Source organism: Paraliobacillus sp. PM-2 (assembly GCF_001368815.1).
In the GTDB taxonomy this organism is placed as follows: domain Bacteria; phylum Bacillota; class Bacilli; order Bacillales; family Amphibacillaceae; genus Paraliobacillus.
In genome coordinates, this window is the sequence record NZ_CTEI01000002.1 from 651,110 (window position 1) to 670,667 (window position 19,558).

A 19,558-nucleotide genomic window follows, 5' to 3' on the forward strand; every position below is an offset into this window, starting at 1 on the left:
ACGTTCTTATTATATACCTTTGTCTATCATATAAGATTCATGCCCTATCTACAAGTTTTAAATTTATATCACTTTGTTGGTTTATCTAATTCATTGGCTGATACAAGGATATCTCTTGGTTTACTTCCTTTTTGCGCTGAAATTATACCATTATCCTCTAATGTATCAATTAATCTTGCTGCTCTATTGTACCCAATTTTGAAACGGCGTTGCAGCAAAGATGCGCTAGCACCATTTTGTTCCATAACGAAAGAAAGAGCTTCAGTATAAAGTTCATCCTCTACCTCTTCCGTTTTAACTTGTTGTAATAGGTCTTCTTGTTCAAATAAATAATTCGCAGGTGCTAGTTTTTTTGCATAGGCAGTTACGCGCTCAATTTCCTCATCCGTAACAAAAGCACCTTGGATACGAACAGGATGTCTTGCCCCATTCTCTACAAATAACATATCACCTTTACCTAACAATCGTTCTGCTCCGTTTGTATCAATAATCGTACGTGAATCTACTTGAGACGAAACACTGAAAGCAATACGTGTAGGAATATTTGCTTTAATCAGACCTGTAATCACATCTACAGAAGGGCGTTGTGTTGCTAATAAAAGATGAATACCACAAGCCCTTGCTTTTTGAGCAATTCGACAAATAGCATCTTCTACATCTTGCGGAGAAACCATCATTAAATCAGCTAATTCATCAATAACAATAACAATATAAGCCATCTTATCATCGAATCGTTGTTTTTGTTCCATTTTTTGATTGTATCGATCAATATCTCTAGTTCCCTCTTGAACAAATTTTTCATAGCGCTCTTCCATTTGAGAGACTGCCCATTTCAAAGCATGTGTTGCTGCTTTTACATCAGTAATAACAGGAGCAACTAAATGTGGTATTTCATTGTATGGAGCTAATTCAACCATTTTCGGATCAATTAACATCAGCCTTACGTCTTCGTGACTTGCTTTATATATTAAGCTAATTAAAATAGTATTAATACATACGCTTTTTCCAGAGCCTGTTGCACCTGCAATTAAACCATGAGGCATTTTTTTTATATCTGTAACAATTGGACTACCAGCAATATCTAATCCTAGTGCAATATTCAATGGTGATTGATTTTCTTGAAATTGATTTGTTTGAAAAATCTCCTGCAAGCTAACTGCTTTTGCTTGTTCATTCGGAATTTCTATCCCAATTGCATGCTTTCCAGGTATAGGTGCTTCCATACGAATATCTTTTGCTGCCATATTCAATTTTATATCATCACTTAAATTTTTTATTTTACTTACTTTCACCCCTGCTTCTGGTTGTACTTCAAATCTTGTTACAGCGGGGCCTTGCATGGTTGCAACTACTTTTGCATTCACATGAAACTGCTTTAAGGTTTTCTCTAACAGGTTAGATTGTTCTTCTATCCACACATTGTTATTTGCTTGTTTACCAACCGGTTCATTTAATAAGTGAAATGGTGGTGTTTTATGCTGCGTCCGTTTGACACTTCCTTTGTTTGTTTCCTTCCTTTGGTAATATCTTTTTTTATCACTTGGGCGCATTCTTACATTAAATGGTTGTGCCTGTTTGCCTTTTTCGGTGCTTTTTCTTGGTCGTTGATCTTCAGCTTTTTTTGTGTTTTCTTCCGAATTTAATATTCCTTCAGTGGGAGTTATGGTTTTACTATCGTCAGCAAAATCATTTTGTCGTTTTGTCACTGCTGATTGTCCAATCAATTGATTCTCCTGCTCCAAGGCTTGATTTGACGAATTTTGTTCTGTTTTTTGGTTGTGTTTTTTTCTGTTTTCTCGACCAAATGTTAGTAAGTCATTATTATTATTAACTTCTTTTGTCTTTTTAAGAATCTCTGCAGTGTTTTTATGTATTTCTTCTTTTCTTAAATAAGCAGGTGTGTCCATTCCTTGTTCATTTTCTTCATTCGGGCGTTTTCTAAAACCATACACTGGAGATGGAACAGGAGTAGGAGTAAATGGTTTTCTTTTCTTTTGATTTTCTTCAATATCAACCGTGTGTTTCTTATTGTCATTGCTCTCAGTACCTAAGTCAATGTACCTTTCATTCTGTTGGTTCGAATGTTTCTTAGGTTTACCAGGTATAGCAGGAAAATTAAATTTTTTATTGCTTGGGTATTGATAAACTACTTTTGTCTCTACCTTCTGATCTATATAATTATTTTGTTCTATATCATTACCTACATGATAACTATTGATTTTTTCATCTGGTGAATTAAGCCATTTTTTTATTTTATCTTTCCATTGATCTAGCATACTTCTTCACTCTTCCATTTCATTTGTTTCCTTCTATTTTAACAGGTTTTCTTTTTTAAAAATACTCAAAGCTGAATGATTCCCGACATTCGCTAATATTAGAAAAAGAGTTGCCTTTCAAAAGACAACTCCATTAACTAACATACTTAATTTATCACAAAAGGATCTCCTGGTTTCACTTCATCAGTTAACACATATATCCCTTTTTCTTTTGGTGCGTTTGGTATTCCCAGTTCTTTTTGAGAGCAGATCATTCCATAAGAATCAACACCTCTTAAACTAGCTGCCTTTATTTCCATACCACTCGGCATTACTGCGCCTACTTTTGCTACAACAACATACTGTCCCTTATCAACATTCGGTGCACCACATACAATTTGAACTGTTTCTTCACCAATATCAACTTGACAAACACTTAGCTTATCAGCATTTTCATGGGTACCTTTATCTTGTACATAACCAACAACAAATTTAGGTGACAAATCAACATCTAATGTATCGTTTAAATTATTCTTTTGAAAAATTGTACGTAATTCTTCAAGTAATGCTTCTGTTAATTCTAATTTATTAGTCTCTATCGTTAGATATTTTGATGCTTGAAAAATATTGTATCCTAATACTTCTTTAGTATTTTTATCAACAATTTTAACAATATCTCCAAAGTGGTCTTGTTCTATTTGATAACGATCTCCTCGCTTTAACGAAATAAGTAGGCAATCGCCAATTCCTTTTTTATTATAGAAAATTTGCATCTTATTCATCCTTTTCTGTATCATTTTTCTGTGTTGGGCGATTTTTTGCTAAAATAAAGATTGGTTCTAGCTTCTTATCTTCATAAATAAAAGATAAAGAAGTAATTGGCACCCGACCTTCAGCAAAAAATTTCATTGTCATTTGTGCTAGAATATCATAACCTGTATCGTTTTGAATGTCTACAAGGATAAGTACGTCTTGATGAGGAACTGCAACAGCAAGTTCACCTTTGGCATTTAAACGCATTTCCTCTAAAAAAGATTCATTTAATATGCGACTAGCATCATAGCCATCATTTGTCGAAACAAAATAAAAGTCATTTCCTGCTACCTGTTCTTGTTTAGGTTTTGTAGTTAAAGATCGTAGATTAAAGCTTGCCACTTCTTTTAAACGATCCATTGTCCACCCTTCTTTTTCAAGCAAAGGTTGATCAATTAATTGATACGTTTTCCCTAGGTCAAGCGCATAATAAATACGCGTCTCCGCCGTGTGCTCGGTAAACATTAATGGTACGCCGGATTTTGTTTTTTTTGGAAAAGAGGTAGATCGTATAACTGGAAAAACAGATTTTTCTTTCCCTTCTAAAGTCGGTGTCTGATTCATAATAGCTAACGCCTCAGTGATATGATAAACTAAATCATCTATCGCCACATCACCTTTTTGTTCATACTTAGCAATGACATTTGGCAAAGTAATTGTAATTCCTTTATGTGTATCTCTCCATTCCACCCGGTATGTATCCTTGTCTCTGTTAAACGATGTCCGCCAAGTGTCATAATTTAATTTTTTATCTAATATTCTTTTTAATTGTAAACTTGTTAATTTCATTGTTTTTTCTCTCCTAAGAGAATGTTTTTTGTTACGTTAGTTATTCTAGCATGATTCACCTGTTGTTAAAAGTAATGTTATTTTTTATAACTTATTTAAAAAAGATTGTATCTCTTCTTTTGATTTTTTATCTTTACTAACAAAGCGTCCAATTTCTTTTCCATTCTCAAATGCTAAGAAACTTGGAATTCCAAATATATCATGAGACACACATATATCAATAAATTGATCACGGTCAATATATACAAAGTTAAAACTAGCAAACTCTGCTTCAATTTCTGGCATAAATGGTTCAATCAAACGACAGTCCGGGCACCAATCTGCTGAAAAGAGTAGTACTGTCTTGCCTTCTTCTAGTATCGATGTTAATTCTTGTTCTGTTTGTAATGTTTTCATAAATCATATTCCTCCTATTTAATCATAAAGAATTCGCATATCTCCAGGTTTTATCCAACCTTTTTTTCGCATATATTCAGAAACTAATAGACTTATAATGGCAGGACCAACAAGATGAATCCCTAAAACCATCCAAAAAACGTCTACACTAAAGCCCATCGTATTGAATGCCATAATCTGACCAACAAAACCTGCAGTACCCATCCCTGCTCCTGATGCATTATTTGTCATATCAAACCAAACAGAAGCAAACGGTGCCATAATTGCACCAGCTATAGTTGGTGGAACAATGATGACTGGTTTTCTTAATATGTTAGCAACTTGAAGCATGGACGTCCCAATTCCTTGTGCTAATAGTCCGCCTACACCATTATCACGAAAACTTGATACAGCAAAGCCTACCATTTGTGCTGCACATCCTACTACCGCTGCTCCAGCAGCCAAACCGTCTAAAGATAGCATTAACGAAATAGCTACACTAGAAATTGGTGCTGTTAATGCCCAACCCATTAATACCGCTACAATAATCCCCATTATAAACGGTTGTTGTGATGTTGACCAATTAATCACATTACCAATTCCCGTCATAAAGGAATCAATAGGAGGACCTACAAATTTCCCAACCATATACCCAATCGTAATGGTTAGTAAGGGAGTTAGTAAAATATCGACCTTCGTTTCCTTATAGATTGTTTTACCTATCTCGGTCGCAAACAACGCACTGATGTAGCTACCAACAGGACCAGCTAATTCATATCCAAACGCGCCACTAAATAATGCAGAAAACATTACTAACGGAGCAGCTTTTAATCCATAAGCAATTGCAACACCAATTGCACCACCAACAATCTTATTGTCCATTGCAAATGAACCAATTTCCATTAATGATGACGTTAATGTGGTAGTCCCTAAAACTACTTCTAGTTGTGATCCTAACGTATTAATAATTAGTCCAATGATAAGAGAAGAAAATAACCCTAAAGCCATATAGCTCAATGCAGTAATAAAATATGCATGAACAGATAAATAAACACCTTTTCTCTTTAAAAAGTTTATCATGTTTGGAATTCCCCCTTTTCTTTGCTATCTTACACAAACCTAGTTGTAAACTCAAGATCAAATACAAAAGCCTGAAGTATTACCTTCAGGCTTTTGTATTAAACTATTCCGAATAAGCAATTGAGTTTGCCATTTGCATCATTTCTTGTGTATCTTCTTCTATGTCCGCTAGTGTAGTCTGTGTAGTGACCTTTACACCGCCTATACCTATTTGTAATTCATAGTCTTTTTCAAGTTCGGCAACTTTCACATAACCAAAACGTTGATCATTCTTAAAGGACTGTAACAATTGATATTTTCCATTTGCTTCAGCTGCTTGATAATTTAGCTTACTCGTTGTATCTTCTAACGCATTATAAAACAAAATATATGTTTGACCATCCTTCTCAAGAATGAGATTACTTTGTGAAACTTCTGCTATCTCATACCCATTAGGAACGTACAGAGAAAAATGCTCATATGTTTGATTTGTTTCCATTGATTTGGATTTAAACTGTTTTTTCGCTATATTTTCCACTGATGTAAGCGCCTCTTCTTCTGAAGGAGAGCACCCCACTAAAATCGATAATGCAATGACAAACACCAGAGTTAAAACTTTTATTATTCTTGTCATTTTTATATCCTCCTGATTCATACTTAAGGCCACTTTCTATCATACTATGAATTCAGAATTTGACAAGAAATGATTTATTTTTTCACAAAAAATTCAATATTTCCTTTCAATAAGAAAAAACTTAACAAATAAACTATTTATTTGAAAATTCATATTGCCCTTTTAGCAAATACATAATATGTGTGAACATGTCTGCACGTGAAATGAGATCATTTGTAAAAATACCAATTGCACCTTCTTTTTTTCTTACATCCTGTTTGTGAGCATACTGTTCCATCACATCTCCTAGCTCATACCCTTTTTTTAATTCCACTCCTATCTCTTCAGGTAGAGGGATTCGAGCACCACTAGCAACATACATTTCACCTGTTTGATCAACTAATGCCCCCCAATTGATAAGAAACAATTGACTATTATATGTAGCAACACCACCTTCTAAACCAATTCCAATACTTGCATCTCCAGAAGAAATAGCGTGTTTTGCTCGATTTTTCGCACCCAAAAGTGTTTCTTCTTCAGAGAATGGCTGAGAAGACACATCAGATGATACATTCATACCAATTACTTTTGCATCCTGAAAAACAGTTTTAACTGCTTGTACTTTAGCTGGATTCTGTGAACCAATAATAATATCCATTTAATTAACCCACCTTATTTAAACTTTAAAAAGAATATTAGTTCTTTTATGAAAGAACTAATATTCCACTCTTTAACCATTATTTTTAATTTGCTCAACTGTACTTTCATCCGTTTGCTTCACTAATTCAACAATTAATGCTTTTGCTGCTGCATAGTCATCTACATGAATCATTGATGCATGTGTATGAATGTAACGAGAAGCAATTCCCACAACTGCAGACGGCACACCTTGATTCGACAAGTGTACTCTACCTGCATCCGTTCCACCTTGTGAAATAAAATATTGATAAGGTATATCATTGGATTCTGCTGTATCAAGTACAAAATCACGCATACCACGATGCGTAATCATTGAGCGATCATAAATACGTAACAATGCACCTTTTCCTAATTGTCCAAAGGCTTTTTCTTCACCAGACATATCATTTGCCGGCGAAGCATCTAGTGCATAGAAAATATCTGGTTGAATCATGTTAGCTGCTACTTGTGCACCACGTAGTCCAACCTCTTCTTGAACGGTTGCACCTGAGAATAATTGGTTCGGTAATGTCTCGTTTTGTAGTTCTTTTAACAGTTCGATCGCCAATCCACAGCCATATCGGTTATCCCATGCTTTAGCTAAAATTTTCTTTTCATTTGCCATTGGTGTAAACGGTGTAATGGGTACAATTTGTTGACCTGGTTTTATTCCAATTCTTATCGCATCTTCTTCATTATCAGCACCAATATCTATTAGCATATTTTTTAGTTCCATTGGTTTTTTTCGTTGTTCTTCTGTTAAATTATGAGGAGGGATAGAACCAATGACACCTACGACAGGACCATTGTCAGTCATTATTTGCACACGTTGTGCTAGAAGTACTTGAGACCACCAGCCACCTAGGGTTTGAAAACGCAGCATACCATTTTTGGTGATTTGCGTAACCATGAAGCCAACCTCATCCATATGACCGGCTACCATTACCTTAGGACCATTACCATGCTTCACCCCAAAAATACCGCCTAAATTATCTTGTATTAATTCGTCAGTATATTTAGAAATTTCCTCTTTCATAAATTTTCTAACAAGATGCTCATTTCCTGGTGCACCCTGCAATTCAGTTAATGTTTTAAATAAACGAAGTGTTTCTTTCTCCATATGTAAGACCTCCCAAAGTTTTAAGCACATATTATTATTGTAACTAACAATTGTATTTGATTCCACTTTTTCTATTCTATAAAAATGAAAAACATAATTATATGGTAAAGAAACATACTACATAGACTGGTGCGTATCAGTGATTCGGTATAAACTACAGTTGTATGTTATACTCACTTTAGATATTGTATTCATTAACATAAAAAACACATATGAGGTGACAAAATGGATTGGAAGAAATTTTTATGTGCTGCTGGGGCAGGCGCACTCCTTGGATATGCGATAAGAGATCGATTATCTCACCAACTTATTAAACCAGAAAACGCGTTAAAATTAGCAAAAGAAGCGTTTAAACAGCTTGGACCAGTTAGTGGGTCATGGATTTACATGAAACCTGAAGAAATAACCAAAAATAGTTTGAACTACACCGTTTATCGCGGTGGAATAACGCGTACAATTGACCATACCAATATCCAATTTGAATTTTATGTAGACGCTAATACAGGCTCCATTATTGAGGTAACTGAAACTGCATAATAAAAAGACAGTGCTCATTTTAAAATATCCTAATGATGTGGATACATTTTAATTTTGCACTGTCTTTTTATAAATTAAACAAATACTGCCCTGCAACGATAAATTGGTTGTCCTTTTGCAGAAAATTTTTCTTCATATTCTGTTTTAATATTTGTTGGATCGTTAAATTCATGTAAGTCTAATACAACTTCTTCAAGCTTCATTCCAAATTGGGAGAAACTCACTAATGAATACTCAAATAATTTTTTATTATCTGTTTTTAATATCACTTCACCATTAGGTTTTAAAATTTGTTTATACAATTCAAGGAATGTTTGGTATGTTAAACGTCGCTTAGCATGCTTGTTTTTTGGCCATGGATCAGAAAAATTTAAATATATTTTATCCACTTCATTCTCATCAAATACTTCTAATAACTTCTCGGCATTCTCATTAATTAAACGTACATTATTAGGTTTTTCTTCCAAGCCTTTTTGAACAGCACTTACGAGAATACTTTTCACCACTTCCATACCAATAAAGCTTATATTTGGGAACTGCTTGGCCATTCCAACAATAAATTGCCCTTTTCCAGTTCCTATTTCCAAATGTATTGGTGAATTAGATTGGAAAACAGATTGCCATTGACCTTTATGGGAAGCTGGATCTAATTTTACCAAATGATCATTTTCTTTCAAAAATTCATCTGCCCACGGTTTATGTCTAGCACGCATAGTGTATCTCCTTTATAATCCAAAATTCTTAGTGAAATTTGACAAGTATAATTTGTTTGTTACGACAAAAAATATAGTCAAGGTGGTGATGACCAATGACTTTAAATGCTTATAATCAATTAAATCTTCTCTCTGATCTATTAAGTGAGCAAGCAGAAGATTGCTGTGGTAGTATTTCTGAATACCAACAGATCAAACGCTTAGTTCAATCTTTGATGGTAAATAAATCTGTTGATGATCAATATTTGATGCAAGTATTACCTGAGATTTACAACTATGGTCGTCAAGGTGAAATTGCTCAAAATTTAGAGCAACACATCTCAACTAACCAAGAGAATATCAATACTTGGCTACAACATATCCCTACTTCATATAGTTAATAGCACGATTTAGAAGTCGTTCGAGCTCATCTAATTGCTTGGCGGCTTCTAATACCTTATTGTTCTTCTGATTATCTATATAAGCTTTGAGAAGTTCAATCATCATATACCAATGCATGCGGATAAACAAGTTATTATCATTTGTTATACCATAATTGTCAAGCCATTGATCCCAATCTGATTCTGGAATATACCAATGTAATAACATCCCTAAATCCAAAGCAGGATCTCCAATTTGTGCATTATCCCAATCAATTAAATATAGTTGTCCAACATCTGATACTAACCAATTATTATGATTTAAATCACAATGACAAACCATTTTCTTCACATTGAACAAATGCTCTATATTATCATCTAAGTAGGCTAATGTTTGATGAATAATCATCGGCATCACTTTCTGTGTAACCTTTGACATTTCTCTAGAAAGAGTGTTGTACATCATCGCAGGATCAATTGGCTTTTTCCCCATTCTTGTCAACATATCTAATAATTCTGTTGAATGATGGATGGTGCTTAACAAGTTTGCTACTGTTGGATGCTGCATTTCTTCTGGATTTAATTCTTTTCCTTCTAGCCATTCTTGCGCAGTAATTACATCCCCATTTTCCAAACGTTTTGTCCAAACAAGTTTTGGAACAATGCCTTGTGCAGACAAAACCGCTAAAAACGGTGAAGAATTACGTTTCAGAAAAAGACGCTTATTCTCATTTTGTGCATAATATGCCTCCCCGGTAGATCCACCAGCTGAAGCAATAATCCATTCTTCCCCAAGAATATCTTGCACGTCTTTCACCTTCCATTCTCTTCAATCATTCTTTTTATCACGTTCAAAAAAAAGACGCTGATTTTAGATTAACTCATATTAGGGGAAAAGATCAAGAAAAAAATATAATTATAATGAAGAAAAATCATCCATTTCTTGTCGCTCCCATTCTGGGCGTTTCATCGCAACAGTATCACAATGCCTTAATATTGCTTCAGCAATTTTCAACTGGTTATATTTTAAAGGTGAAATTAAACTTCTTTGATCATTTAGCCATTTTTGGTGCTGTTCTATACCAATAAATTTTGTCAGATATGGTTCATGCTCAAATTCAATTATATTTGTCCTTGATAACACTATTTTCCGAAATGGAACAGTACCAGTAAATGTAGCTAAAATACTCTTGATTACTGTTTCTGTTCTTTTCAGTGAAAGAATAGGACTCAAAATTTTTGATTGAACATTATTTTCTTCTGTGAACCATGTACGATCATCACCAACAATGATTTTTGTTGATGATGGCCGTTCAATTAAAGAAATGATATCTATGCCAATTGGAGTAATTAATATAATTTCACCATCGATTGATACATTCTTTAATTGAAACACTGGATTATATAGTAATAGAAAAGTATCTGGGAAACGTTGTAAAAAGTATCGTAATGTTAAATTATCATAATACGCACGATCCAAAAATGACATTTCATTCATAGTGGTGGATGCCCATTTTAATTGGAATGGAAGTAATGTATCTAAGAAGTAATATTTTAAATCTTCTTTTGTTTTAGGTAAATCAAAGGAAACATTTTCACTTTCTAAAACTTCTTCTTTTCGTTGAAAAAATTTTTTCCATTTAGATAAAGGTGTATGTGTTTCTTCTTTTTCATAAGTTATTTCATCACTTAAACTTTGTTCTTTTTGTAATTCCCAAGTTTCAATAAGTTTTTTCCAATTCTCTTGCTTTAAACGTATAAATTGTCCAGGATAGTGAAATGGATCTTTTTCATATCTAGAAATATAATTTTCCAATTTTATCAACTGCGCCATATATACACCTCCTCTATCATACTTTCAAAAATATTAATTTTTTCATTTTTATAACTTAACTTCATGTACGGTTTTGTACATTGGTTTTCCTTTTGGTACGACACGATATAAAACAAACCGATCAACGGTGAATGACTTTTCCTCATTCAGTTGCTTTTGTATTTGATCCCATCTTTCATGAATTAAATTACCAGTAGCCCATTTTTTAACCAATGTGATATGAGGTTGATAAGTTCTCTTCTCTTCAGAAAAACCTATTGTTTTTGAGATCGACTCAATTTTATTGTATAAATACAATAAAGGTTCATTTTTCTCTACATCTAACCAACAAACTCTTGGCCTTGTCTGCAAACCAAAATAACCAAATTTACCAATAGACAAGTTGAATGAACCGCTATTAGATAATTGTTCTAATTCATTTATTAATATTTTTTGCTTTTCTAAAGAAACAGCCCCTAAAAATTTTAAAGTAATATGAAAATCAGCATAGTCAACATAATGTTTATATGTAAGGTGGCTAAGCTGTAAAAACTGTTCTTGTTGCGTTTTCATCCATTCTTTTAAATCATCTGGTATAGGTATAGCCAAAAAGTAATGTGAATCGTTCGCCATAGCAAGCACTCCTAATTATATATGGTATCCTTAATTGTCTTTATTGTATTCTTATCACATATTACATATAACTGTGCATGCGCAGGTAATGGTTTATCTAATTTACGATTAATGCCTAAATCATCACCATCAGCTACCAATGTCGCACCATGATCTAATAATTCTTCAAAAGCATCTCGATATGTTTTCCATTTACTTGTTGCAGGAATAAAGAATAGATCATCTCCATGTGTTCTTCTTAGAAGTTGATTGTAAACACTTGAAATCCCTTTACGAAAAGCTGAACGTACAAATAAAGAAGATACTGTTTCGGTCGAAATAATAAATTCATCTACATTCATGTAAGCAAAGTTTTTAAGGTGTTCCTCGTCCATCACTTCAACAATGGTATGAACTTCTGGAGCAATGGATTCGATAGCTGAAGCAATTAATAACGTCTTACCATCGGTCAATTGATCATCCTCTATCATATCATCAGCGAATACTAACACCGATTGTGCTTTGTGTATATTTGCTTTCTCTAATGTAGCTGTTTCGGATGCATTCCCACGTATATAATGGATGTTTTCAGCCAAAATTGGGGCTTTTTCCAGATCATCAATAATAACAATTTCTATGTCATTTGTAGTTTCTAACATCTCTTTAATTGCAAACGCTGCTTTTTTAGACCATCCAATAATAATGTAATGAGCTTGCTCTTTATACATGATATCACCCGTTTCTTTTTTTCTTCGAAATATTGCTAATCCGTCAACAACCTTACCAATTACAACTCCAATAATTCCAATTCCAAATATGTATAAAAATATTGCAATTAATCTTCCACTCAGTGTGACAGGAGAATAGTCACCATAACCCACGGTTGTTACCGTAGTCATTACCCACCAAAATCCATCAAAAAAAGTAGGAAAGGTTTCATTTTCTACAAAGGAAATAAGATAGGATGTAATAACAACTAATAAGATACTTGATAAAAATAAAATACTATTTTGGATTTTAATCATTTTTTTTATTATTTTACGTATAACATACATATAGGGTAACCTCCCTTACAAAATATTAAGAAATTGTTAAAACTGTATTAAGACTGGTCTTATGCAGTAAAAAGGTGTAAAATGTAGATAACTTCAAGATTCAGCATCACCACAAGTTTGATGACATCATTAAGGAGTGGTTTTTTGAATCAATCAACAACCCGTATGCTTACTCGTGTAAAGGCAGTATACTTGTTTATTAGAAAGAACGGACCGGTAACTACAATTGAGATTGCCGAGGAATTTGGTATTACCGATCGAACGGTCCAAAGAGATCTTAATGTTCTAGAGTATAATGGCCTAGTTGAGAGTCCAAGTCGGGGAAGCTGGAAAGTTACGAAAAAGAAAGTAAAGATTTCCTGAAATTTATTACCATATACAATTGCTGACTAGAATCAGACATGTCAGCTTATTTTTTTGCTTCTATATTTTTAAGATACATGATTTCTTCCTCATCCAATTCACGATATTCGCCTTTTTCTAATTGATCATCTAAATGCCAATCCCCTATTGCTATTCTTTTTAGATAGACAACATATTTGTTGACTGCAGCAAACATTCGTTTAATTTGATGATATTTTCCCTCTGTAATCGTAACATAAATTTCCGATTCTATATCACTAACTACAACTTCTAATCGTGCTGGCTTTGTTACATAACCATCATCTAAGCGAATTCCTTGTGTAAAGGTACGCACATCTTCTTCTGTTACTTTTCCTTCTATTTTTGCATAGTACGTCTTTCCAACATTTTTTTTAGGTGACAATAATTGATGCGCTAACTTCCCATCATTTGTTATAAGCAATAATCCTTCCGTATCTTTATCTAATCGCCCGACTGGAAATGGCTCGCGTAATTGATCTAATGGTTCCAATAAATCAATTACAGTCTCTTCTCGACTATCTTCTGTAGCAGTAATAAGCCCTGCCGGTTTATGTAACATAAAATAAACAAAAGGTTTATAAAAGACTTGTTCTCCAAAAACAGTAATATGATCAGTAACTGGATCTATATGTGTCTTTCCATCTTTAATGACACAATTGTTATTCTGAACAGCTCCTTGTTTCAGAAGCTGCTTTACTTCTTTCCTACTTCCATATCCCTCATTTGATAATAATTTATCAATACGCATGTTCTTCAAACCCCTTTTTATACTGATTTCCTCCGAAATAATTTATCTACTATACGAATTCTACCACCTAAAATACGCTCTAATAAAGTTGATGCATAACTTAAGGTTAAATATATCCCTGCTCCTATAGTTACTGTGATAGCAAGTATTACAACATTTTCAATTCTACCATCATTATAAGTTATCCAAAAATTAAGTATCCATTTCATTAAAGCAACAGCTAATCCAGTAATGGTCGTAAAGATTACAATTAACATTGTCCTTTTCATTAATTGTCTTAAAGAGAATCCAATGGATTGCTTGATTCGTATCACATTTAATATCACTGTTAGAACCGAGGCAAATAATGTAGCAATAACAGCACCTTGTGGTCCAAATAAATGCATTAACGGTATATTCAATAACCCTTTTAATACTAAGCCTGCAGTCAAACTAACCACTGCATATCGCTGTTGATTAATAGCTTGTAAAATGGAGGATGTTACAGTGAACAAACCAAAGAACAATGCAACAGGAGCATACCAGCGTAATAATGATCCGTTTAAATCAATGTACTTTCCCACACCATAAAAAGCGCCCCAAGCTTCATAAGAAAGAATAGACATGCCTACAACCGCTGGTACAATTAATAACATGATTATTTGTAATGACTGATTAATTTGTGCAAATAATTGTGTCTTATTTCGGTCTACAAATGTTTTTGTTAGTGTTGGTAACGTTGCTAAAGATAAGCCAGTAGCTAAAGTGATTGGAATCATCACTAATTTGTGACCATATAAAATAATATTAGAAAGCGCATTATCTATAAATGCACTACTTTCATAGCCAATAGAAAGTAATGTTCGTTCAAATGTAATGGAGTCAATTTGTTGATATAAAGGAATTGCTAATCCTACCATTACAAAGGGCCCTGCATAGCGAAATAATTCTTTAAATAATGTGCTTGTTTTGAAATCGTATGTTTTTACTTGTTGATTCATTGCGCGATCTAAATGTGGTTTTCTTTTTCTCCAATATAAAAATAGTATAATCGCTGAAGCAATCGCACCTATAAAAGCAGAAAATGTAGCAAAACCGACTGCCAACGTAATATACGTATCATCGATAAAATGAATAATAACAAACACAGACCCAAGCAAAAATACAATTCTTACGATCTGTTCAACTACTTGTGAAATTGCAGTTGGTCCCATTGATTCATGTCCCTGAAAGAACCCTCTAGTAATACTCATAGCTGGAATAACTAATAATGCAAAGCTAATCATTTTAAAAACCATAGCAACATCAGCTTCAGTAATTCCTTGTGCATTAGATGGGATATACAATTTTGCTAATAGATCTGATCCAAAAAACATGGTTAAGAAAGCTAATAAACCAGTAAATAGCATAAAGCGAAGTGCAACCTTGTACATCTTCCTACTTGTGCGATAATCCCCTAATGAATTATATTTTGCCACAAACTTCGACACAGCAAGCGGAATGCCTACAGTAGATAAACTAATAAATATACTGTATGGTCCATAAGCTAGGCCATAAAGCTTTCCACCAGCAGCTCCCACTAAACTTTCAAATGGAATAGTATAGATCATTCCGATAAATTTAGAAAAAAACGTTGCACCTGTTAATAACAATGTACCACGTAAAATTGTGTTTTTTGACATATTTTCACCTTAATCCTTAAATTAATCCAATGGTATTATTCTATCATAGATAACAAAATCAGCTACTATTTCAAATAAAATTTTATTATTACATTTTAGTTAATTTCACAAATGAATCATTTTCATATATGATGAAATATGATTAATCCCTTAATAATCATTGTAGTACAGGAAGGATGAATGTTTTGACTTATCAAGTAATCGTTATAGGTGGTGGACCATCAGGTCTAATGGCTGCAATAGCCGCTGCTGAACAAGGTGCATCAACTTTATTAATTGAAAAAGGCAATAAATTAGGCAAAAAACTTGCTATTTCTGGTGGGGGTAGATGTAATGTTACCAATCGGCTTCCACAAGATGAATTAATAAAACACATTCCAGGTAATGGTCGATTTTTATATAGTGCTTTTTCTGTCTTTAACAATTATGATATCATTGATTTTTTTGAGAACTTAGGTGTTGCGTTAAAAGAAGAAGATCACGGTAGAATGTTTCCAGTCAGTAATAAGGCAAAGGATGTAGTTAATGCTTTATTAGACCGACTTCACACGCTTGATGTGACAATTCGAAAAAACACAACTGTAGAAGCGATAAATTATCAAGAAAACAATCATACCATTATTCTAAACGATGGAGAAAAAGTTACCACTAAATCTGTAATTATAGCTGTTGGTGGTAAAGCTGTCCCATATACTGGATCTACTGGCGATGGTTATAAATGGGCTAAAATGGCTGGTCACACCATTACTGATCTATACCCTACAGAAGTTCCGTTGCTTTCTAATGAAGACTTTATCAAACATAAACAATTACAAGGTCTAGCCCTACGAGATATAGAATTATCCGTTTTAAATAAAAAAGGCAAGAAAATTATTACACACAGAATGGACATGTTATTTACTCACTTTGGTGTGTCAGGTCCTGCTGTGCTACGATGCTCTCAATATGTTGTAAAAGAATTAAAAAAAGGAGAAACACCTGTAACCATGCAAATTGATTGTTTCCCTGATAAAACAGAGGAGCATTTACTAACTGAAATAAATACCTCTCTAACTTCCAATCCTAAAAAAACATTTCGCAATATTTTTAAGGGTATGATTCCTGAGAGGTACTTAGATTTTTTATTACAAAAGAATAATATTTCTGATACAATAAAATGTGCTAATATTTCCCGGGAAATGTGCATTCACTTTATTCATGATCTTAAAGGGTTCTCTTTTACGGTAAATGGTTCTCAACCGATAGAAAAAGCCTTTGTAACGGGTGGTGGAGTTTCTATTAAAGAAATTGTTCCAAATACAATGCAATCTAAAAAAATGGACCGACTATATTTTTGTGGCGAAATTTTAGATATTCATGGGTATACTGGTGGCTATAACATTACTTCTGCTTTAGTGACAGGACGTGTCGCCGGAATGAATGCTGCTTGGGAAGCACTTGGTTAAATTAGAATTCATTTATTACTAACACTTTATATTTAGTGGTAATAATGCTTGATAGAATAACGTAATTAGTACATCTTTGAGTTATTTACTGAATTAGGCTTGTATTTAATCTTTATTGTTCATACATTCAATATTTATAGCAACCAGGGTTCCAGTTAACTGGAACCCTGGTTGCTATTATCCCAGAATTAAGAATAGAATTCTAATAATCGTTTAGCCCTTTGCTAAAATGGAGCACACCATTACATTAGTAAAGAACCGATGTAAATATACTGCTTTTGATATGCATATTTTTACATTAGGCTCTTGTTGTCAATAATTCGCCATTTGCTGACCTCACAAATACTGTAGTATATCGAACACGTCATCTAAATCAATGGATTAAATTTGTTGACTGTATGATAGAAGGGTATTCTCTTGGTAAATCTACTAAATTAGTTGATAATGTTAATTGCGCTAGATTGTTCTGCTGCAACAAAAACTGTTATCATCATTAAAACAGATACAAATATCTAATTTTGAAGGTATCGTAGAAATGGACGAGTCCTATATCCTATACTTAAAAAAGGACAAAGAAAGACTGTTACTATAAATGATTTGATGTTTAAAGGGGATTTAATACAAAATATGAAATATATGATACACTTAGGTCATTTAGATTCGCGATATAAACATTATTTCTTGTTCGACTAACGGACAGGAATGTAGAATAAGGCAATAGCAATTCATATTATAAAGTAGACAGGGGGATAAAAATGAATAATCGTGTTGCAGGATTGTTATTGATTGGCTTATCATTATTAACCGCAGTTATTGCTTATTCGTTAGGTGAACTAATTGATACAATCAAGGCTTCCTCCGCACATATTGCAGGAGTAATATCAGGAAGTGGTAGCAGTAGTTTAGCATGGGGCGGAAACCCTCCTGTGTCTATTGTGCCAATAATTCTAATTATCATATCGTTATTTATAGGTGTATATCTTCTCAAACAGGATTGAAAGCCAGTTCTTAAACGGGTGCGATTGCTGAAAAAGTAGCAGTCACTATAATACTATTTCGCAGTGTAGTTAAATAAAAGGGAGACGATAAAATGGGACCTAAAGAGATATTACTTTCTTTAGCAAAGGTTTTTTTATATTTTGCATTGGCCTTTATTTTACTTAGTAGTTTATATGATTACCAACCACTAACTCCTTCAGCAAAAATTATTATATCAACTTTGGTAATAATAGAAGCGATAAGTCTTATTAGAAAAATCGATAATAGAAACAAAAAGTAATTGATTACTTTCTTGAAGTAACAGGGGGTGATTGTTCAGTAAGTAACAGTCTCTACTATTGATGCTACTTTACTGAACACTTGGGGGGATATTTAAATTAGAAATATCTTTTAAGATTGATTTCCTTCCCTATTTATTCATAGGTGAATAAATTATTAATGCTTATTAACTATTGGGTGCATTAGTTTAACAAGCTAATATTACAAAAAGGAACTTCCTGATTTGTGAAAGTTCCTTTTTGTAACTAATATCAACACTAAACTTTAACAGATCCTTACATTAAAAAAACCTTTGAAATAAATTCAAAGGTTTTTTATTTGCCTAGCGACGTCCTACTCTCACAGGGGCAAGGCCCCAACTACCATCGGCGCTGAAGAGCTTAACTACTGTGTTCGGCATGGGAACAGGTGTGACCTCTTCGCTATTGTCACTGGGCCTTCATGATGAAGGTCAGTTCGACGTTGTCACAGGACGTGACGTCCTTAGTCAAACATCCATTGGATTGAAAGATGCACCTTCAAAACTAGATAAGACAGACAAGTATTCATATCATATATAATCTAGCTCCATCAACCAACAACTGGGTGTCTTCGCCAATTGCCCTACGATAAGTCATCATCAATTTCTTGTCAGAAATTGTGATTCCTTTATCTCAGTTAATTGTCTCCAGCCACTGCGTTGTTAAACGGTTGATTCCGCTTTTTTAATATAGTTAAGTCCTCGATCGATTAGTATTCGTCAGCTGCACGTGTCACCACGCTTCCACCTCGAACCTATCTACCTCATCGTCTCTGAGGGATCTTACTCTAAAAGATGGGAAGTCTCATCTTGAGGGGGGCTTCATGCCCACGTGTTACTCACCCGTCCGCCGCTCATTCCACAAGCGCTCACCCCGAAGGGTGATTGCTTGCTTCCTGCGCTCGACTTGCATGTATTAGGCACGCCGCCAGCGTTCGTCCTGAGCCAAGATCAAACTCTCCATAAAATTGCTTGCACATGGATGTGCTGATGCCGATGTTGCAACACGGATGTCGCGAACCTAGTCGGCAATCATTGAGTTTGCTTACTCATTACTTGACTAGCATGTTACTTCTTAACATATTGGTTGTTTTGTTCAGTTTTCAAAGATCAAAAATGTTTGCCACGTTGTCTCTGTGACAGTAATTATATACTAACACAAGCTGAGAATGTTGTCAATATTTTTTATAAATTGTCTGATCAACAAATCAAAGCAGCAAGATAAATAATAC

At 33.9% G+C, this 19,558-nt stretch carries 21 protein-coding genes, 1 rRNA gene, 1 pseudogene and 1 other annotated feature; of the genes and pseudogenes, 7 read left to right on the plus strand and 16 right to left on the minus strand.

The features are described 5' to 3' along the window. Window positions 1-68 precede the first annotated feature (68 nt). The 8 genes from BN1058_RS12050 to BN1058_RS12085 all read right to left on the minus strand — a co-directional run bounded on the left by BN1058_RS12050 (window position 69) and on the right by BN1058_RS12085 (window position 7,702). The gene (locus BN1058_RS12050) at window positions 69-2,276 is read right to left on the minus strand and encodes a DNA translocase FtsK (RefSeq protein WP_090857953.1); all 2,208 of its coding nucleotides are present in this window, start codon (window positions 2,274-2,276) and stop codon (window positions 69-71) included. 146 nt (window positions 2,277-2,422) lie between these two features. After that, window positions 2,423-3,028 carry a YtpR family tRNA-binding protein gene (ytpR, locus tag BN1058_RS12055; protein WP_090857955.1) on the minus strand — a complete coding sequence of 202 codons (606 nt, stop codon included), beginning with the start codon at window positions 3,026-3,028 and terminating at the stop codon, window positions 2,423-2,425. A 1-nt stretch (window position 3,029) separates the two neighbouring features. Further along, a complete protein-coding gene (locus BN1058_RS12060) occupies window positions 3,030-3,857 on the minus strand; it encodes a DUF1444 domain-containing protein (protein ID WP_090857958.1) in 828 nt (275 codons plus the stop codon). Between the two features lie 84 nt (window positions 3,858-3,941). Then, window positions 3,942-4,253, minus strand: coding sequence for a thioredoxin family protein (locus tag BN1058_RS12065; RefSeq protein ID WP_090857961.1), 312 nt, complete (start codon window positions 4,251-4,253; stop codon window positions 3,942-3,944). 18 nt (window positions 4,254-4,271) lie between these two features. Beyond that, window positions 4,272-5,312: a PTS sugar transporter subunit IIC gene (locus BN1058_RS12070; RefSeq protein ID WP_090857964.1), complete on the minus strand. Its 1,041-nt coding sequence runs from the start codon at window positions 5,310-5,312 to the stop codon at window positions 4,272-4,274. Window positions 5,313-5,415: 103 nt separating this feature from the next. Next, window positions 5,416-5,925 carry a hypothetical protein gene (locus BN1058_RS12075; protein WP_090857967.1) on the minus strand — a complete coding sequence of 170 codons (510 nt, stop codon included), beginning with the start codon at window positions 5,923-5,925 and terminating at the stop codon, window positions 5,416-5,418. Between the two features lie 133 nt (window positions 5,926-6,058). Beyond that, on the minus strand, window positions 6,059-6,562 hold the full coding sequence (locus BN1058_RS12080; RefSeq protein WP_090857970.1) for a DUF84 family protein: 504 nt from the start codon (window positions 6,560-6,562) through the stop codon (window positions 6,059-6,061). Window positions 6,563-6,634: 72 nt separating this feature from the next. Then, a complete protein-coding gene (locus tag BN1058_RS12085) occupies window positions 6,635-7,702 on the minus strand; it encodes a M42 family metallopeptidase (RefSeq protein ID WP_090857972.1) in 1,068 nt (355 codons plus the stop codon). Window positions 7,703-7,927: 225 nt separating this feature from the next. Between BN1058_RS12085 and BN1058_RS12090 the strand changes: the two genes are divergently transcribed. Next, window positions 7,928-8,239 carry a PepSY domain-containing protein gene (locus tag BN1058_RS12090; RefSeq protein ID WP_090857976.1) on the plus strand — a complete coding sequence of 104 codons (312 nt, stop codon included), beginning with the start codon at window positions 7,928-7,930 and terminating at the stop codon, window positions 8,237-8,239. A gap of 74 nt (window positions 8,240-8,313) precedes the next feature. On the opposite strand, the gene trmB is transcribed toward BN1058_RS12090, so the two are convergent. Further along, window positions 8,314-8,952 carry a tRNA (guanosine(46)-N7)-methyltransferase TrmB gene (trmB, locus tag BN1058_RS12095; RefSeq protein WP_090857978.1) on the minus strand — a complete coding sequence of 213 codons (639 nt, stop codon included), beginning with the start codon at window positions 8,950-8,952 and terminating at the stop codon, window positions 8,314-8,316. Window positions 8,953-9,047: 95 nt separating this feature from the next. Here trmB and BN1058_RS12100 point away from each other — a divergent pair, with 95 nt between their 5' ends. Next, complete coding sequence (locus BN1058_RS12100) at window positions 9,048-9,332, plus strand: YtzH-like family protein (protein ID WP_090857981.1); 285 nt, start codon at window positions 9,048-9,050, stop codon at window positions 9,330-9,332. Here the strand turns inward: BN1058_RS12100 and BN1058_RS12105 are convergent. The 4 genes from BN1058_RS12105 to BN1058_RS12120 form a co-directional block, all read right to left on the minus strand. After that, complete coding sequence (locus BN1058_RS12105; protein WP_369688259.1) at window positions 9,316-10,128, minus strand: phosphotransferase family protein; 813 nt, start codon at window positions 10,126-10,128, stop codon at window positions 9,316-9,318. The two genes, BN1058_RS12100 and BN1058_RS12105, sit on opposite strands and share 17 nt — an antisense overlap. A 99-nt stretch (window positions 10,129-10,227) precedes the next feature. Further along, window positions 10,228-11,145, minus strand: coding sequence for a hypothetical protein (locus tag BN1058_RS12110; RefSeq protein WP_090857984.1), 918 nt, complete (start codon window positions 11,143-11,145; stop codon window positions 10,228-10,230). Window positions 11,146-11,193: 48 nt separating this feature from the next. Continuing rightward, window positions 11,194-11,757 (minus strand): RNA 2',3'-cyclic phosphodiesterase, encoded by a 564-nt coding sequence (thpR, locus tag BN1058_RS12115; protein ID WP_090857987.1) that lies wholly within the window; start codon window positions 11,755-11,757, stop codon window positions 11,194-11,196. Window positions 11,758-11,768: 11 nt separating this feature from the next. Continuing rightward, on the minus strand, window positions 11,769-12,791 hold the full coding sequence (locus BN1058_RS12120; RefSeq protein ID WP_090857991.1) for a potassium channel family protein: 1,023 nt from the start codon (window positions 12,789-12,791) through the stop codon (window positions 11,769-11,771). 144 nt (window positions 12,792-12,935) lie between these two features. On the opposite strand from BN1058_RS12120, the gene BN1058_RS12125 reads away from it, so the two are divergent. Then, on the plus strand, window positions 12,936-13,154 hold the full coding sequence (locus BN1058_RS12125; RefSeq protein WP_090857995.1) for an HTH domain-containing protein: 219 nt from the start codon (window positions 12,936-12,938) through the stop codon (window positions 13,152-13,154). Window positions 13,155-13,200: 46 nt separating this feature from the next. On the opposite strand, the gene BN1058_RS12130 is transcribed toward BN1058_RS12125, so the two are convergent. Together BN1058_RS12130 and BN1058_RS12135 are read right to left on the minus strand one after the other, a co-directional pair. Then, a complete protein-coding gene (locus BN1058_RS12130; RefSeq protein ID WP_090857998.1) occupies window positions 13,201-13,923 on the minus strand; it encodes a pseudouridine synthase in 723 nt (240 codons plus the stop codon). Window positions 13,924-13,940: 17 nt separating this feature from the next. Continuing rightward, entirely contained in the window at window positions 13,941-15,584 is a 1,644-nt protein-coding gene (locus BN1058_RS12135) for a putative polysaccharide biosynthesis protein (protein WP_090858001.1), read from the minus strand. Between the two features lie 185 nt (window positions 15,585-15,769). Here BN1058_RS12135 and BN1058_RS12140 point away from each other — a divergent pair, with 185 nt between their 5' ends. The 4 genes and pseudogenes from BN1058_RS12140 to BN1058_RS12150 all read left to right on the plus strand — a co-directional run bounded on the left by BN1058_RS12140 (window position 15,770) and on the right by BN1058_RS12150 (window position 18,308). Further along, entirely contained in the window at window positions 15,770-17,029 is a 1,260-nt protein-coding gene (locus BN1058_RS12140) for a BaiN/RdsA family NAD(P)/FAD-dependent oxidoreductase (protein ID WP_090858004.1), read from the plus strand. A gap of 326 nt (window positions 17,030-17,355) precedes the next feature. Continuing rightward, window positions 17,356-17,608, plus strand: a pseudogene (locus BN1058_RS14545) (IS1595 family transposase); the annotation flags it as partial. 176 nt (window positions 17,609-17,784) lie between these two features. Continuing rightward, a complete protein-coding gene (locus BN1058_RS12145; RefSeq protein WP_090858007.1) occupies window positions 17,785-18,027 on the plus strand; it encodes a hypothetical protein in 243 nt (80 codons plus the stop codon). Window positions 18,028-18,119: 92 nt separating this feature from the next. Beyond that, window positions 18,120-18,308, plus strand: coding sequence for a hypothetical protein (locus BN1058_RS12150; RefSeq protein ID WP_090858010.1), 189 nt, complete (start codon window positions 18,120-18,122; stop codon window positions 18,306-18,308). 319 nt (window positions 18,309-18,627) lie between these two features. Here the strand turns inward: BN1058_RS12150 and rrf are convergent. Beyond that, window positions 18,628-18,743 (minus strand): 5S ribosomal RNA (gene rrf, locus BN1058_RS12155). 285 nt (window positions 18,744-19,028) lie between these two features. Then, window positions 19,029-19,227: a sequence feature (23S ribosomal RNA rRNA prediction is too short), on the minus strand. Window positions 19,228-19,558 lie beyond the last annotated feature (331 nt).